The organism is Halopseudomonas sp. (assembly GCF_038130085.1).
Taxonomy (GTDB): domain Bacteria; phylum Pseudomonadota; class Gammaproteobacteria; order Pseudomonadales; family Pseudomonadaceae; genus Halopseudomonas.
The window spans coordinates 210,276-224,307 of the sequence record NZ_JAYPMU010000001.1; the positions used below are offsets into that span (position 1 = coordinate 210,276).

Consider the following 14,032-nt stretch of genomic DNA (forward strand, 5'->3'; position numbering starts at 1 on the left):
TGAAACCAATAACAGGCAGTTGACGATGAACAAATGGATGATGGCCGCAACCAGCGCCGCCCTGCTGGCTACGCTGGCCGGCTGCAAGAGCAGCAGCAGTGATGACAACAACGACGCTCCCGCGGTGGTTACCCCGGAAACCATCACCCTGAGCTACCTCGGCCGCTACAGCGCCAACATCTTCGGCGCCAGCGCCGCTGAGATCCCGGCCTTCGATCCGGTCAATCAGCGCATCTTCATCGTTAATGCGCAGAAAGGCGCGGTCGACGTGCTCGACGCCGCCGACCCGGTCCAGCCGACCCTGCTGCAGGAACTGACGGTCGAAGCCATCACCGAAGGCGCGGTGGTCAACAGCATCGCTTACAAGGGCGGCTATCTGGCGGTCGCCGTAGAAGCACCAACCAAGACCGACACCGGCTGGGTCGCGCTGTTCGACGCCACCACCCTGGATATGCTCGGCTATGAACCGGTCGGCGCCCAGCCTGACATGGTTACCTTCACCCCGGACGGCCAGTACATTCTGACCGCCAACGAGGGCGAGCCGAATGACGATTACAGTGTCGACCCCGAAGGTTCAATCAGCATTCTGAGCATCACTGACGACGAGCTTGTTCAGGTTCGCACCGCTGACTTCAGCGCCTTCAACACCGAAGCCGATGCCCTGCGCAGCGCCGGCGTGCGCATCTTCGGGCCTGGTGCCAGCGTCGCCCAGGATCTGGAGCCCGAGTACATCGCCATCTCCAGCGACAGCAGCACGGCCTGGGTATCACTGCAGGAAAACAATGCCCTGGCCAAAGTCGATATCGCCAGCGCCACCGTGACCGATATCCTGCCGCTCGGCTACAAGAACCACGGCGCTGCCGGCAACGGTCTGGACGCGAGCGACTCCGACGACGCCATCAATATCCTGACCTGGGCTGGTGTCCTCGGCATGTACCAACCCGACAGCATCGCCGCCTATGAAGTCGATGGTGAGACGCTGCTGGTCACCGCCAACGAGGGTGACGCACGCGCCTGGGGTGAAGACAACGCCGACTACTGGAACGGCGATGCCAGCAAGGGCTTCGTCGAAGAGTTCCGCGTCAAGCACCTGGTTCACACCAGCGGCTTTGACCGTCGCGCTGGTGACGACCTGGCGCCGCAACTGCGCGAACTGGCTGCCGGTGCCCTGCTCAACCCGACCACCTTCGCCTATTGCGGTGCAACCGCCGCTGATCCGGGCGACTGCCGTGCTGATGACAACCTCGGCCGCCTGACCGTGGCCTGGACCGACGGCTACCGCAAAGATGTGAACGGCGATCCGGTGCTGTTTGATGCGGCGGGCAACGAGAACGTCGCCGGCGACCGCCTGATGTACGACAACCTCTACGCCTACGGCGCGCGTTCGTTCTCGATCCGCGATGCCGATGGCCATCTGGTCTGGGACTCCGCCGACAAGATCGAGCAGTACTTCGCCAGCGATGCGTGCATGCTCGGTGCCGAGCGCACTATTCCCTGCACCGACTACTTCAACGCGACCCACGACGAAGGCAACACCTTCGACAACCGCAGCGACAACAAAGGCCCAGAGCCGGAAGGTGTCACCGTGGGCAAACTGGGCAACAAGACCTTTGCGTTCATTGGTCTGGAGCGTATTGGCGGCGTGATGGCCTGGGATATCACCGACCCAAGCGCACCGTTTCTGGTTGACTACCTGAACACCCGCGAAGACTGGACCACCGAAGATCCGTCCACCGTACTGACAACGGTCGGCGATCTGGGTCCGGAAGGTCTGGTGTTCATCTCCGCTGAAGACTCACCGAACGGCGAAGCCCTGCTGGTCATCGGTAACGAGGTCAGCGGCACCACCGCGGTCTATCAGATCAATCAGACCCTGAACTGATCAGCGCCTGCTGACACTTGCCGACCGGGTTACCGGTCGGCAAGCCCCACCTCAGGCAACCTCTTCTACTTCTTCAATCTCCAGCGCCTGCATGTCCTCGCGCCGCTGGCGCACCGCCTGCAGAAACTCATCGCCCCAACGGCGAATATCGTTGTACTGCACCACGCCAAACAGCTCGCGCAGCCGCGCCAGCCGCTCCGCTTTACCCAGCGTCAGGCCGATATAGAGGGTGTCACGCAGATCGTGCGGGTCATGCGGGTTAGTCAGCAATGCCCCGTGCAGCTCGGCAGCCGCGCCGGCAAACTCCGACAGCACCAGCACCCCGCTGCCCTGACACAGCCCCTGGGTAGCGACGTATTCCTTGGCTACCAGATTCAGACCATCGCGCAGCGGCGTAATCCACATCACATCAGCCATCAGGTAATAGGCCACCAGATCCTCGAACGGCACCGCGCGGTAGAAGAACTGCACCGGCGTCCAGCCAACCTTGGAGAAACGGCCATTGATGCGCCCGACCGCCTGTTCGATCTGGCTGATCAGCTCGTCGTACACCGTCATCTCGCGCGCCGCGGGCACGCAGATGGTGATCAGCGTGACCTTGCCAATCAGCTCTGGATGCGCGTCCAGCAGCGCCTCGAAGGCCAACAGCTTGGCGTAGGTGCCCTTGGTGTAGTCCAGCCGCTCGACCGAGAGCACGACCCGCACCCCGCGCAGCTGTTCACGCAGCTCGGCAATCTGCTGCTGACAGCTGTCGGTGTCTATCACCCGCTTGACCCGATCCAGGTCCAGCCCGACCGGATGCGCCCCCAAGCCGATCTCCCGACCATGGACGCTGATGCAACTGGTCATGCGATCCAGTCCCACCGCACAGCCGTAGGTCAAATAACGCGGGGCGCAGCCCTTCTCTTCCAGCACTTCCAACGGCGCGACGCCGCGCGCCACGTCGACAAAGTTTTCCGCCTGACGCGGGATGTGAAAACCGATGTAGTCGCACTGCAGCAAACTGCCGATGATCTCGCGCCGCCACGGCAGCACGTTGAACACGTCTGCCGAGGGGAAATAGGTGTGGTGGAAAAAGGCAATGTTCAGGTCCGGCCGCAACGGCCGCAGAAACGCTGGCACCATCCACAGGTTGTAATCGTGCAACCAGACCACCGCGCCCTCCGCTGCTTCAGCGGCTGTGCGTTCAGCAAACAACCGATTGACCTTGAGGAACACCGCCCAGTCTTCTTCGCGGAATACCGCCCGCTCCCAAAAGGTATGCAGGGTTGGCCAGAAGGCTTCCTTGGAGAAGCGCTTGTAGAACACATCCACATCGTTCTTGCTGAGCGCAACCCGCGCAGCCACCAGATTCGGGTAGCGCTCGGCATCCACCTTGGTATGCACTTCAAAAGCTTCGCGCTGGCGCGGATCGTGGATCGACCAGGCCACCCACGAGCCCTGCTGGTCGCCACCGAAAAAGCTCAGCAGCGTCGGCAGAATGCCGTTGGGCGACGTCGGCGGCCGGCGGACCAGCTTACCGTCTTCAATCACTTCCTCGTAGGGCAGGCGGTGGTAGACCATTACCAGATCCGCCTTGCCCTTGATTTCCAGGTCGCGCAGCTCCGAATCCACCCCCAGCGGGCCGAGGAAGCCAAAGTGCGAGACCGCTTCCAATATCCCGCCGCAGCCACTGAGGCGCGCATGCAGCACCTTGGCGCGATCTGCAGTCGCCTCCAGCAGCCCCTGCTCCGACTCGCCGACGCACACACCCATGAACCCTTGCTCGTACATCGACAGATCATTCAAGGTGTCGCCAGCCACCAGCACCCGCTCCATCGATTCGCCCAGGTGCTCGACCAACCGCCGCAGGGTACTGCCCTTGTTGACCCCGCGCGGCAGGCAGTCGAGGTACATGCCTGCGGAAAACAGCAGGTCGCAGCCCAGCTCATCCGCCGCCTTGTGCACCCGCTCGGTCACCGCACCCGGCTCACAGAACCAGGAACAGCGCCGCTGCTGAGGGACTTCCTGACGCTCCAGCCCCGCAAACCCCGCCATGCGCTGCGCGACCACCTGCTCGCCCGGCCAGCGTTGCTCTATCTCGCTCTGCACCGGATATACCGGCTGCAGGGTTTCGCCATCCACCACAGTCGCGCCAACATCACAGATGATGTAGTCCGGCCGCGGAATGGCCGGATCAGACAGCAATGGCACCACTACCTCCAACCCCCGTCCGGTCACGAACACCAGCGTGATGCCAGGGTGCGCGTTGATCAGTTGATACAGGCGCTGCCGGTTGTCCGGGTCGCCTGCCAGAAAGGTTCCATCAAGGTCGGTTGCCAACATCATGGGCGTCATCTCCGTTTTGCTGCTCGGGTTCAGCGCGAACGACCTCCTGACCGTCCGCGTCATCGGTGTTGCTGTTTGGTACGTCTTGCCCGCTGGCCTCTTCCAGCATCATTTCCAGCACGGCCGTGGAGGTCCGCACCATAGGCACCTGATGCGCTGCGCCATCGACAATGCGGTCACCACCCAGGCGCAGCTGGCGCAGGGCATAGGCGGCAATCAGCGAGAACATCAGGGCAAAAAACAGGGGCAGCGCCTGGGCAGCCGTGATGCCCATCAGGGCACCCGCCAGCGCCGGACCAACAGCCGCGCCAAGGCCGTGCAGCATCAGCAGCGCCGCATTGCCTGAAAGAATATCTTCCTGGTGTAAATGATCGATCAGATGAGCGACCACCGCCGGGTACACCGAAAACGACCCGGCGCCAAAGATCGCCGCACCGACCAGCAGCCACAAGCCGAACGGCCCGAGTAGCGCCATCAGCACCCCGCCCATCGCCGCCACACCGGCGATGATCGCCAGCGCCCGGCGCCGGTCGATGCTGTCGGACAGCCGCCCCATCGGCCACTGGGCCAGCGCCCCGGCAAGAATGACCAACGAGACGAATCCGGCAATCTGCGCGGTATCCATCTCCATCCGTGCAGCGTAAACCGCGCCCAGCCCCCAGAAGCCACCCATGCCGAGCCCCGACAGCACCGCGCCAGCGCAGGCCACGGGGGCCGCCTGCCAAAGGCGCTGCATCGACAGCGGTGGCGTGTCCTGAATCACCGGTTGCGAGAGGCGGGTTGCCGATACAGGCATGACCGCCAGCACGATAAAGGTCGCGGCCACCGCAAACAGGGTGAAGGTCAACGGGCTATCCCAGTTGAGCATCTGCTGCGCCAGCGCCAGCGCGCCGAGGTTCACCGCCATGTAGCAGGCGAACACCTGGCCCCGCCGTTCCGGTGGTGCCTGAGTGTTGAGCCAACTTTCGATGACCGTGTAGATACCCACCAGCGCCACGCCGGTAATCACCCGCAGCAGCAGCCACAAACCCGGTTGAATCCAGAGCAGGTGAATCAGCACGCAGGCCGCTTCAGCGGCGGCGAGAAAGGTGAAGGCGCGCACATGCCCCATGCGCCGAATCAGCCGCGGACACAGCCAGGTGCCGAGAATAAAACCCGCAAAGTAGGCCGAGCCAAGCAGGCCCAGGGTCTGATCACTGAACTGCTCGGCGCTGCCCCGCAAAGCCAGCAGGGTATTGAGCAGTCCGGTGCCCAGCAGCAGCAACGCAATGCCGCAGAGCAGTGCCGCGATGGGCAACAAAAGCCTGATCATGGAGCCGCGTCTCCCAAACGGTGGATCGGTTCCAGGCAGGGTATGTGGGTGCAAATAGGAGTCTTTTCGACTCGCGGATATTTATATTCAGCTGTAAACACCCTACTCCAATCAGCCCGGGATGGCCAGCATCGCGCTCCAGCCAACACGCGCCGGTTTGCGCGCTCGGGCCATCGGGGTACACTCGCAAAATGCTTCCCCGCTGAGACTCAGATTCCTACATGGCTACACTCAAAGATCACGCTCGCAAACTGTGCTCCCCACTGCTCGCACCGCTGGAAACGGGTGACGCGCCCTTTCACTACGCGCCCAAGAGCCGCCTGATTCTGGTCATCATGTGCACGCTGTTCCTGACGATCGCCATCGGCCTGGCGGTGCTGCTGCCCTCCGGCAGCGATCCGTTCTTCATGCTGCCGGTCGCCGTATTCGGCTTAATCGGTCTGCTCGGACTGCTGATCGCCTGGTTGGGTACCAACCGTGCTGTCTCGCGCCTGTGGAACAGCCGGCAAGGTTGAGCAACATGAGCCGCAAGCAGTTGTTGATCGTCGCCCACGCCCCCTCGCCGAATACCCGGCGCCTGGCCGACGCTGCGGTGCGCGGCGCCAGTCACGCGGATATCGAGCAGGTCGACGTGCGCTGGGTGCCGCCACTCGAGGCGCAACCCGCTGACGTGCTGGCGGCCGATGCGATTCTGCTCGGCACGACGGAAAATCTCGGCTACATGAGCGGCGCGCTGAAGGACTTCTTCGACCGTTGCTACTACCCGGTGTTGGAAGAAAAACAGGGCCTGCCATGCGCGCTGTACATTCGCGCCGGGATGGACGGAACCGGCACTCGCCGTGCCATCGAGTCGATTGTCACCGGCCTGCGCTGGAACTGGGTGCAGGAACCGCTGACCCTGCGCGGCGACTGGCAGGACGCGTTTGAGCAACAGGTAGAAGAACTGGGCCTGTATCTGGCGGCCGGCCTCGACAACGGGGTGTTCTGAGTCGATGGACCGTCTGATTGCCCGTACCGACGAATGCTACCGATTGGCTGAGCAGCATTTTCGCCGCCGTTTTCCACGCCCGGACATTGAGCTGGATCTGCGGGGCCAGCGCGCGGGCGTCGCCTATCTGGATCGCAACCTGCTGCGCTTTAACGGCCGCATGTACCGCGAAAACCAGGAGCACTTCCTGCAGCACACCGTGGCCCACGAAGTCGCGCACCTGATTGCCCATCAACTGTATGGGCATCGTATTCGCCCGCACGGCCGCGAATGGCAGGGGCTGATGACCGGTCTGTTTGGACTGCCGGCCAACCGCTGCCACAACTACTCGGTTCCTACCCGCCGCGTCACTCGCTATCTGTACCGCTGCGCCTGCCCGGACCCAATGCCGTTTACTGCCCAGCGTCACGCGCGGGTTGCCCGCGGTTCGCGCTACCTGTGTCGCCGCTGCGGCAGCCAGTTGCACTTCACGGGCAGTCGTCAGCAGGGATAGCGTCTTCGGCTCTACGCAGCACTTCCACATAGGGGCGCAGGCTGTAACCGAGCTGCGGTTCCAGGCTGTCTGCCCAGCGGCGCATCGCATCCTGATCCAGCGCCAACTCGCCGGCTTGGGGGATAAACAGGATGATATTGCCCTCTTCGACTTCGACCTGCAGGTAGCGATCGCCAAACAGCTTCTGCAACCGCTCAGCCGCGTAGGGTTGCCCGGTGTGCCCGAGCTGCCACTGGTTGACCACCATCAGCCCGCCCGGACGCAGCGCACGGTGACATTGTTCGAGAAAGTCCATGCGCAGCTGCAGCGCGGTAATGCCGCCCTCCATGTACAGATCCAGAAGCACCAGATCAGCACTCGCCTGTTCCCGAGGGACGACGTTCTCGGCGCTATCAATCAGCACCTCAAGCCGCGGATCGTCCGGCAACCCAAACCAGCGCCGTGCCACCTCGACCACACCCGAGCGCAGCTCAACAGCGGTGACCTGTCTGGGCTGAAGGTGGGTCAGCACCGCGCTGACCAGCGAGCCGCCGCCCAGGCCCAGCGCCAGCACCCGATCGATATCTTCCAGCCAGTAACCGGCCAGCAGCATGGCGCGGGTGTAGTCGTATTCCAGCCAAGTCGGATCGCCGATCAACCCGCAGCTCTGTTCGGTCTGCTCGCCGAAGAACAGGTAGCGCAGCTCGCCCAGCTCGGTAACACGAATCAGACCGAAGTCATCACGCAGCGCTTCCAGCTCGCGCTCGCGCTCACCGGGCAGCAGATTACCGAGCCATTGGCACACGCGCCTGATACTGTCCGCCATCCCCATCCTGTTTACTCTGCCCCTCTATGCACCGATCACCGCAGCTGGTGACACTATAGTCGGCGCGCACAGTACCAGTTTTGGCGCCCGATCCGGTATTTTTCCCGGCCGCACGCCCGACGCGTTGAGTACGCAGTCGCACAGCGCCTAGAATCAACAGTAGCGCACCTACCCAGCGCGCCCCTCCAGCCAAACCGATCAGGTAACCCCGCGATGCATGAGCCGAGCAGTATCCTGCAAGTCGTTGTCGTGCTCCTTCTGGCTACAGTCATTGCGGTGCCACTGGCCAAACGCATGCAGCTGGGCGCGGTCATCGGCTATCTGGCCGCCGGTGTGATCATCGGCCCCGGCGCGCTGGCACTGATCTCCCACCCGGAAGGCATGAGCCACGTATCCGAGCTGGGCGTGGTGCTGCTGCTGTTCATCATCGGCCTGGAACTCTCACCCAAGCGCCTGTGGGTCATGCGCCGTGCGGTATTCGGTACCGGCCTGGCGCAAGTGCTGATCTGTGCCGGGGTGATGGGATTGCTTGCCTGGCTGGTGTTTGAGCAGGCCTTCAAGACCGCGCTGGTTCTGGGTCTGGGGTTGGCGCTGTCGTCCACCGCCTTTGGCCTGCAACTGCTGGCCGAACGGCGTGAGCTGAATACCCCGCACGGCCGCCAAGCCTTTGCAGTGCTGCTGTTTCAGGATATCGCCGCTATTCCGCTGATCGCCCTGATTCCCTTGCTTGGTGAACAAAGCAGCGGCGCGGGCGACGGCAATGTCCTGCTGCAGACCGCCAAGGTACTGGGCAGCATCGCGATAATCGTGATCGGCGGCCGCTACCTGCTGCGACCGCTGTTCCGGATCGTCGCTCACACCGGGTTACAGGAAGTCTCTACCGCCACCGCGCTGCTGGTGGTCATCGGTACGGCCTGGCTGATGGAACTGGTCGGCGTGTCGATGGCGCTGGGCGCCTTCCTGGCCGGCCTGTTGCTGGCCGACTCGGAATACCGCCACGAGCTGGAATCACAAATTGAACCGTTCAAGGGCCTGCTGCTGGGTTTGTTCTTCATCACCGTCGGCATGCAGGCTGACATCTCGCTGCTGGCCAGCAGTGGCACGCAGGTTGCCCTGCTGACGGGCATGATCATTGGTTTGAAGCTGCCGCTGATCTACCTCGTCGGACGCGGCTTCGCCAAACTGGAAAACGGCAGCGCGCTGCACCTTGGACTGATACTGGCGGCGGGTGGCGAATTCGCCTTCGTGGTGTTCCAGCTCGCGGCCCAGCACCAACTGTTGAGCCCCACCCTGCACAGCATGCTGGTGCTGGCGATCACCCTGTCGATGGCGGCAACACCCTTGCTGATCCTTGGCCTGACGCTGCTGATCAAGCCGTCAGCTGAACGTGAAGAACCGGTCCCACCCGAGTATGAGCAGATCGAATCCGACAGCCCGCGGGTGGTGATCTCCGGCATGGGCCGCATGGGCCAGGTGATCGCCCGCATGATGCGCGCCCAACGGGTGCCCTACGTGGCGCTCGATACCTCGGTCGACAGTATCGACATGTCGCGCAGCCTCAGTGCCGAGATGCCGATCTTCTACGGCGACCCGCTGCGGCCGGAAATCCTGCGCGCAGCTCAGGTCGACAAGGCGCAGTTTTTCATCATCACCAGCAGCGATCCCGATATCACCCTGCGTACCGCAGAAACCGTGCGCCGGCTATATCCAGACATCACCATCATCGCCCGCGCCCGCAACCGGCAGCACGTACACAAACTGATCGACCTGAACGTATTGGCTGTGCGCGAGACCTTCCACTCTAGTCTGGAGATGAGTCGCCAAATTCTGACCGGCATGGGCCTGAGCCCGGAGCAGGCCGACTCCCGCATTGCCCGCTTCCGCCGTCACGACGAGTCCGTACTGGCCGCCCAGCACAAGGTCTACGACGACGCGGCGGCGGTGATGCAGACGGCACGCCAATCGCGTGCCGAACTGGAAACCCTGTTCGATTCCGACCGCATTGAGGTCAACAGCGTGCAGGATGCCGTCTCGCGCGCAACCGACACCCCATGACCGTGCGGCACGCCGGTCTATTATCAAAGCACGATAGCCCCTAGAATGCGCGGCTAACTCAGGAGCATCCACATGGCCGAAATCGGGCGATTCAACAAACTGCAGATCACCAAGCAGACCGGCTTCGGTCTGTACCTCGACGGCGGCGAAGACGGCGAGATTCTGCTGCCCAATCGCTACGTCCCCAAGGACCAGCCCACCGAGATCGGTGACTGGTTGCGGGTATTCGTCTACTTCGACAGCGAAGACCGCATCATCGCCACTACCACGCGCCCGCGCGCCCAGGTCGGTGAGTTCGCCAATCTCAAAGTGGTCGCGCGCAATCAGGTCGGTCTGTTCCTCGATTGGGGCCTGCCCAAGGACGTGCTGCTGCCGTTTGCCGAGCTGAAGAAGCCGCTCGAAGAAGGCCAGTATTGCGTTGCCTATCTGTATCTCGACAAGCACACCAGCCGGGTACTGGCGACTACCCGTCTGGATCGTTTTCTGGACAAGACCCCGGCGCGCTACAAGGTCGGCGATGCGGTCAACCTGCTGCTGGTCGAGCGTACCGACCTGGGCTACAAGGCGATCATCAACGCCGAGCACTGGGGCCTGCTGCACCGCAATGAAGCGTTCAAACCGGTCAAACTGGGCCGCAAGGAGCAGGGCTACATCCGCGAGATTCGCCCGGACGGCAAGATCAACCTCAGCCTTCAGCCAGTCGGCAGCCAGGCCGCCGATATGCTGCAGAACCTGATTCTCGAGCGTCTGCGCGCCAATGGCGGCGCCCTGCCACTCAGTGACCGCAGCAGCCCCGAGGCGATCAGCGAAGCGTTCAACGTCAGCAAAAGTAACTTCAAGAAGGCCCTTGGCGGTCTGCTCAAGAAGGGCTTTATCCAGATCCACCCGGAGCACATCGAACTGACTCAGGGCAGCGACGCCTGAGCCCTCAGGCAGCCTGATGAAAAGCCCGGTACTGGCCGGGCGTCAGCGCTGTGCGCAGTTTGAAGTGGCGCTGAAAATGCGCCTGATCGGCAAACCCCAGATCCAGCGCCAAATAATTCAGACTGACCGCCTCACCCTGCAACCGCGCTCTGGCCTGCTTGATCCGTGCGTCGAGTTGAAAGGCATGCGGTGCCTGGCCGAACAGGCGCTTAAAGCCGCGAATCAGTTGATAGCGGTTGAGCTCGGCCGCCGCAGCCAGCTCATCCAGCTGCAGATTGCTGCCGAGCTGGTCCATGATCAACTCCCGCGCCCGCAGCAGGCCACGTTGATGGAGCGTCCGGGTGCCCGCTTCTGCTTGTACAAACAGGGGCTGCAGCAACTCCAGCAGCCGGCTCTCGGCCTCCAGCGCGCCGTCTGTGCGTTGCAGACTGGCAAATAGCGCGTCGAACTGCGAACCGCCGCCACTGGCGCAGCGCACCTCGGGGAAGCACAGATAATCGGCGCTGCCACCGAAGGCCTCACGCTGCAGGCCGCCCAGCCAATGGGCGTCCACAAACAGCATCCGATACGACCACTCGCCAGCAGCCGGGTTGCACGCATGAACCTCACCCGGGTTGACCGTCACCATACTGCCAACGCCGATTTGCTCGGTGTGCTGACGATTACGGTAGGCAGTGCGCCCCCGATCGATTACGCCGAAGGAGAACTCATCGTGGGTATGCGCCTGATAGCAGGCGCTGGAGCGATCAGCGATACGCAGTTCAACCTGCGGCACTGCGGGACTGCGCTGCAGAAATTGATCGTGGGACATACCTCAACGCCTCAGGGCAACAGAATCAGCACCACGCTGAGAACCAGCAGCAGCGCCATGAACAGGTTGAACAGCCGCATTGCCCTCGCACCGGGCAAGCGCCCACCGAGCAGATGCCCGAGCAACGCCCAGCAACTGACCCCAAACAGGCAGACAACCAGCGACAGGATACAGAAGATCGTCAGCGGCTGCGCCTCAGTGGTAACGAACATGCTGATGCCCGACAGCGAAAATAGCCAGGCCTTGGGATTAAGCCACTGCGCCAGCGCACCGGCCCAGAAGCCAGGCACACTGGTGCCCTCGGCGCGCGGCAAGCCGGGTGCAGCAACGGCGATCCGCCAGGCCAGATACAGCAGATACCCCGCCCCACCCCAGGCCAGCACCCTCAGCAGCAATGGGCTTTGCTGCAGGCTGCCGAGCACGCCAATGCCCAGCAGCCAGACCAGCAGCGCGTAACCCAAGGAGGCGCCCAGCACGTAGGGCATGGCCCGTGTCAGCCCGGCCCGCGCCGCGCTGCTGACCGTCACCACGCATACCGGCCCCGGCGCAATCGAGCCCACCAGAGTGAACGCCAACATCGATAACCACAGCGACAGCATATCCCGCTCCCATAACCGCAATAGCGGCATGCTGCGGGAAACCGGCCGAGCTGTATTGAAGGAAATTGCGCGTTCAGCGCAACAGGCTTAGCAGCAGTGCCACGCCCAGCCCCAGCGAGGTTAGCTGCCAGAACAATACCGGATTGCGTTCCAGCAACGGGCCACGGCCGACCGCCAGAGTCACCGCGCTGGGCTGGCGCAGTTCGAAGACAAATTCAGACAAATCCTCGAAGCGCTTATACGGGTCCAGACTCAGCGCCCGGCGTAGCACCGGGTCCAGCCAGGCCGGCAGGCTGCGCTGCGGGTCGAGCACCGAGCGGTACCGCAGGCGATGCTGAGCCGCACGACTTTGCGCACGGGCCAGCTCAGCGCCATAGGGCAGCTCACCGCAGAGCATCTGGTAGGTGATGACAGCCAGGGCGAACTGGTCGGAGCGCACCGTGCCCTGCTCGCCCAGAAAGTACTCCGGCGCGCTGTACTGGGCCGTGCCGAGGCGTTCGGTCGGCTGCTGGATACCCGCCTCAACCAGCCCGGCGACCTGCGCAGCGCCAAAGTCGATGAGCCTGACGCAGCCATCAGCGTCGATCATGACGTTGGCCGGGCGCAGGTCCTGGTGCAGCATCTCCAGCCGGTGGAAGGCACGTAGCCCGCGGGCGATCTGCTCAACGATGTCGCGCACGCGTTCCAGAGAGGGTTGCGGGTTGTCACGCATCCATTGGGCCAGCGTCTGGCCTTCAATGTATTCGCACAGGCAATACAGATAGCTGCGCGGCCGCCCCGCCAACGCGGCCTTCATCACGTGTGGACTGTCGATGCGCCGGGCGATCCATTCCTCCGTCAACAAGCGCTCCAATTGCACCCGGTCGTGCTGCTGCTCGACCGACGGCGCCTTGAGTACCAGCTGAGCACCGCTAACCTGCTCCTGCACCAGATAGACGTGACTGCGCGCACTGGCGTGCAACTGACGGATCACCCGCAGGCCATCGATGACCTTGCCCGGCTCCAGCACCGGTGGCAGCGGCAGATCGGCAAACTGGCGGTGCAGTTCCGCTGCCTGCCCGCTCGGCAAGCTGTCGATACGCAGCAGTTGTGCGGTGAGATTGTCGTCGCTGCCGTTGGTCAGCGCCTCCGCTACCAGTGCTTCGGCGGCCTGCTGCAGGTCACCGCCACTGACGTCGATCAGCTCACTCACACGCGCCGGGTCTATGAACTCGTAGACCCCGTCGGTCGCCAAGAGGAAAACGTCACCCGGCTCCAGCGCCAGTGTCTGGTAGTCGATATCCAGTCGCTCATTAACGCCCAGCGCCCGGGTCAGCTGGCTCTGCTCACCAAGCCAGGCGCGGTGATCGACAGTGAGTTGTTCAAGACTGCGCCGGTGAACGCGATACACCCGCGCGTCGCCGACATGAAACAGATGCGCGGTGGTGGATTTGATCACCAGCGCGCTGAAGGTACAGACGTAACCACGATCACGGTCGTAGCGATACTGACTGCGCCGGCTCTGGGCATAAAGCCAGGAGTTGAGCGTACTGATCACGCGCTCGCCCGCCTGTTTGACCGACCACGGGTCCGCAGTGCAGTAGTAGTCCTGCAGGAAGCCATTGACCGCTGCCTGCGCGGCTTCCTGACTGACCAGGCTGGAGCTGATGCCATCGGCCAGCGCCAGCACAGCCCCTTTAGCGCTCAGTTGCGGCTCGCTCGGAACCAGCGCGCCATGGTAGTCCTGATTGAGCGGTTTGCAGCCGGCGCTGGAGCATTGCCCCAGCGTCAGCTGCAGGATGGTTGCCGTGCTGTTCCCGCTGCCAAGTGGCATGGGCGCAGCGGGCGTCAACCGC

12 protein-coding genes are annotated in these 14,032 nt (G+C 63.1%); 6 read left to right on the plus strand and 6 right to left on the minus strand.

Going from position 1 to position 14,032, the window contains the following annotated elements:
- Positions 1–25 precede the first annotated feature (25 nt).
- A complete protein-coding gene (locus AAFM31_RS00995) occupies positions 26–1,882 on the plus strand; it encodes a choice-of-anchor I family protein (RefSeq protein WP_341706027.1) in 1,857 nt (618 codons plus the stop codon).
- Positions 1,883–1,933: 51 nt separating this feature from the next.
- Here the strand turns inward: AAFM31_RS00995 and ggpS are convergent, their stop codons facing one another.
- Both ggpS and AAFM31_RS01005 read right to left on the minus strand, forming a co-directional pair.
- Positions 1,934–4,210, minus strand: a complete 2,277-nt coding sequence (ggpS, locus tag AAFM31_RS01000; protein ID WP_341706028.1) for a glucosylglycerol-phosphate synthase — start codon at positions 4,208–4,210, stop codon at positions 1,934–1,936.
- Entirely contained in the window at positions 4,188–5,522 is a 1,335-nt protein-coding gene (locus tag AAFM31_RS01005; RefSeq protein WP_341706029.1) for an MFS transporter, read from the minus strand. The genes ggpS and AAFM31_RS01005 overlap by 23 nt, the downstream gene beginning before the upstream one ends.
- Positions 5,523–5,743: 221 nt before the next feature.
- Between AAFM31_RS01005 and AAFM31_RS01010 the strand changes: the two genes are divergently transcribed.
- From AAFM31_RS01010 to AAFM31_RS01020, 3 genes are read left to right on the plus strand one after another with little or no spacing between them, the layout of a single operon-like run.
- Positions 5,744–6,037 carry a hypothetical protein gene (locus tag AAFM31_RS01010; RefSeq protein WP_341706030.1) on the plus strand — a complete coding sequence of 98 codons (294 nt, stop codon included), beginning with the start codon at positions 5,744–5,746 and terminating at the stop codon, positions 6,035–6,037.
- Positions 6,038–6,042: 5 nt separating this feature from the next.
- Positions 6,043–6,510, plus strand: a complete 468-nt coding sequence (locus tag AAFM31_RS01015) for an NAD(P)H-dependent oxidoreductase (protein WP_341706031.1) — start codon at positions 6,043–6,045, stop codon at positions 6,508–6,510.
- Between the two features lie 4 nt (positions 6,511–6,514).
- Complete coding sequence (locus AAFM31_RS01020) at positions 6,515–7,003, plus strand: SprT family zinc-dependent metalloprotease (protein ID WP_341706032.1); 489 nt, start codon at positions 6,515–6,517, stop codon at positions 7,001–7,003.
- Here AAFM31_RS01020 and AAFM31_RS01025 read toward each other — a convergent pair.
- Positions 6,978–7,808: a methyltransferase domain-containing protein gene (locus AAFM31_RS01025; protein ID WP_341706033.1), complete on the minus strand. Its 831-nt coding sequence runs from the start codon at positions 7,806–7,808 to the stop codon at positions 6,978–6,980. The two genes, AAFM31_RS01020 and AAFM31_RS01025, sit on opposite strands and share 26 nt — an antisense overlap.
- Before the next feature lie 213 nt (positions 7,809–8,021).
- On the opposite strand from AAFM31_RS01025, the gene AAFM31_RS01030 reads away from it, so the two are divergent.
- Complete coding sequence (locus tag AAFM31_RS01030; RefSeq protein WP_341706034.1) at positions 8,022–9,863, plus strand: monovalent cation:proton antiporter-2 (CPA2) family protein; 1,842 nt, start codon at positions 8,022–8,024, stop codon at positions 9,861–9,863.
- Between the two features lie 72 nt (positions 9,864–9,935).
- Positions 9,936–10,787 (plus strand): S1-like domain-containing RNA-binding protein, encoded by an 852-nt coding sequence (locus AAFM31_RS01035; protein WP_341706035.1) that lies wholly within the window; start codon positions 9,936–9,938, stop codon positions 10,785–10,787.
- A 4-nt stretch (positions 10,788–10,791) separates the two neighbouring features.
- On the opposite strand, the gene AAFM31_RS01040 is transcribed toward AAFM31_RS01035, so the two are convergent.
- The 3 genes from AAFM31_RS01040 to AAFM31_RS01050 all read right to left on the minus strand — a co-directional run bounded on the left by AAFM31_RS01040 (position 10,792) and on the right by AAFM31_RS01050 (position 14,010).
- Entirely contained in the window at positions 10,792–11,598 is an 807-nt protein-coding gene (locus AAFM31_RS01040; protein WP_341706036.1) for an AraC family transcriptional regulator, read from the minus strand.
- 11 nt (positions 11,599–11,609) lie between these two features.
- Positions 11,610–12,197: a LysE family translocator gene (locus AAFM31_RS01045; RefSeq protein ID WP_341706037.1), complete on the minus strand. Its 588-nt coding sequence runs from the start codon at positions 12,195–12,197 to the stop codon at positions 11,610–11,612.
- Between the two features lie 73 nt (positions 12,198–12,270).
- The gene (locus AAFM31_RS01050; protein ID WP_341706141.1) at positions 12,271–14,010 is read right to left on the minus strand and encodes a bifunctional protein-serine/threonine kinase/phosphatase; all 1,740 of its coding nucleotides are present in this window, start codon (positions 14,008–14,010) and stop codon (positions 12,271–12,273) included.
- Between the last annotated feature and the right edge of the window lie 22 nt (positions 14,011–14,032).

Excerpts from the sequence above, each read along its gene's own strand:
- AAFM31_RS01040 (WP_341706036.1), bottom strand. The coding sequence starts at position 11,598 with ATGTCCCACGATCAATTTCTGCAGCGCAGTCCCGCAGTGCCGCAGGTT.
- AAFM31_RS01025 (WP_341706033.1), bottom strand. The coding sequence starts at position 7,808 with ATGGCGGACAGTATCAGGCGCGTGTGCCAATGGCTCGGTAATCTGCTG.
- AAFM31_RS01045 (WP_341706037.1), bottom strand. The coding sequence starts at position 12,197 with ATGCTGTCGCTGTGGTTATCGATGTTGGCGTTCACTCTGGTGGGCTCG.
- AAFM31_RS01020 (WP_341706032.1), top strand. The coding sequence starts at position 6,515 with ATGGACCGTCTGATTGCCCGTACCGACGAATGCTACCGATTGGCTGAG.
- AAFM31_RS01035 (WP_341706035.1), top strand. The coding sequence starts at position 9,936 with ATGGCCGAAATCGGGCGATTCAACAAACTGCAGATCACCAAGCAGACC.
- AAFM31_RS01050 (WP_341706141.1), bottom strand. The coding sequence starts at position 14,010 with ATGCCACTTGGCAGCGGGAACAGCACGGCAACCATCCTGCAGCTGACG.
- ggpS (WP_341706028.1), bottom strand. The coding sequence starts at position 4,210 with ATGATGTTGGCAACCGACCTTGATGGAACCTTTCTGGCAGGCGACCCG.
- AAFM31_RS01005 (WP_341706029.1), bottom strand. The coding sequence starts at position 5,522 with ATGATCAGGCTTTTGTTGCCCATCGCGGCACTGCTCTGCGGCATTGCG.
- AAFM31_RS01010 (WP_341706030.1), top strand. The coding sequence starts at position 5,744 with ATGGCTACACTCAAAGATCACGCTCGCAAACTGTGCTCCCCACTGCTC.
- AAFM31_RS01015 (WP_341706031.1), top strand. The coding sequence starts at position 6,043 with ATGAGCCGCAAGCAGTTGTTGATCGTCGCCCACGCCCCCTCGCCGAAT.
- AAFM31_RS01030 (WP_341706034.1), top strand. The coding sequence starts at position 8,022 with ATGCATGAGCCGAGCAGTATCCTGCAAGTCGTTGTCGTGCTCCTTCTG.
- AAFM31_RS00995 (WP_341706027.1), top strand. The coding sequence starts at position 26 with ATGAACAAATGGATGATGGCCGCAACCAGCGCCGCCCTGCTGGCTACG.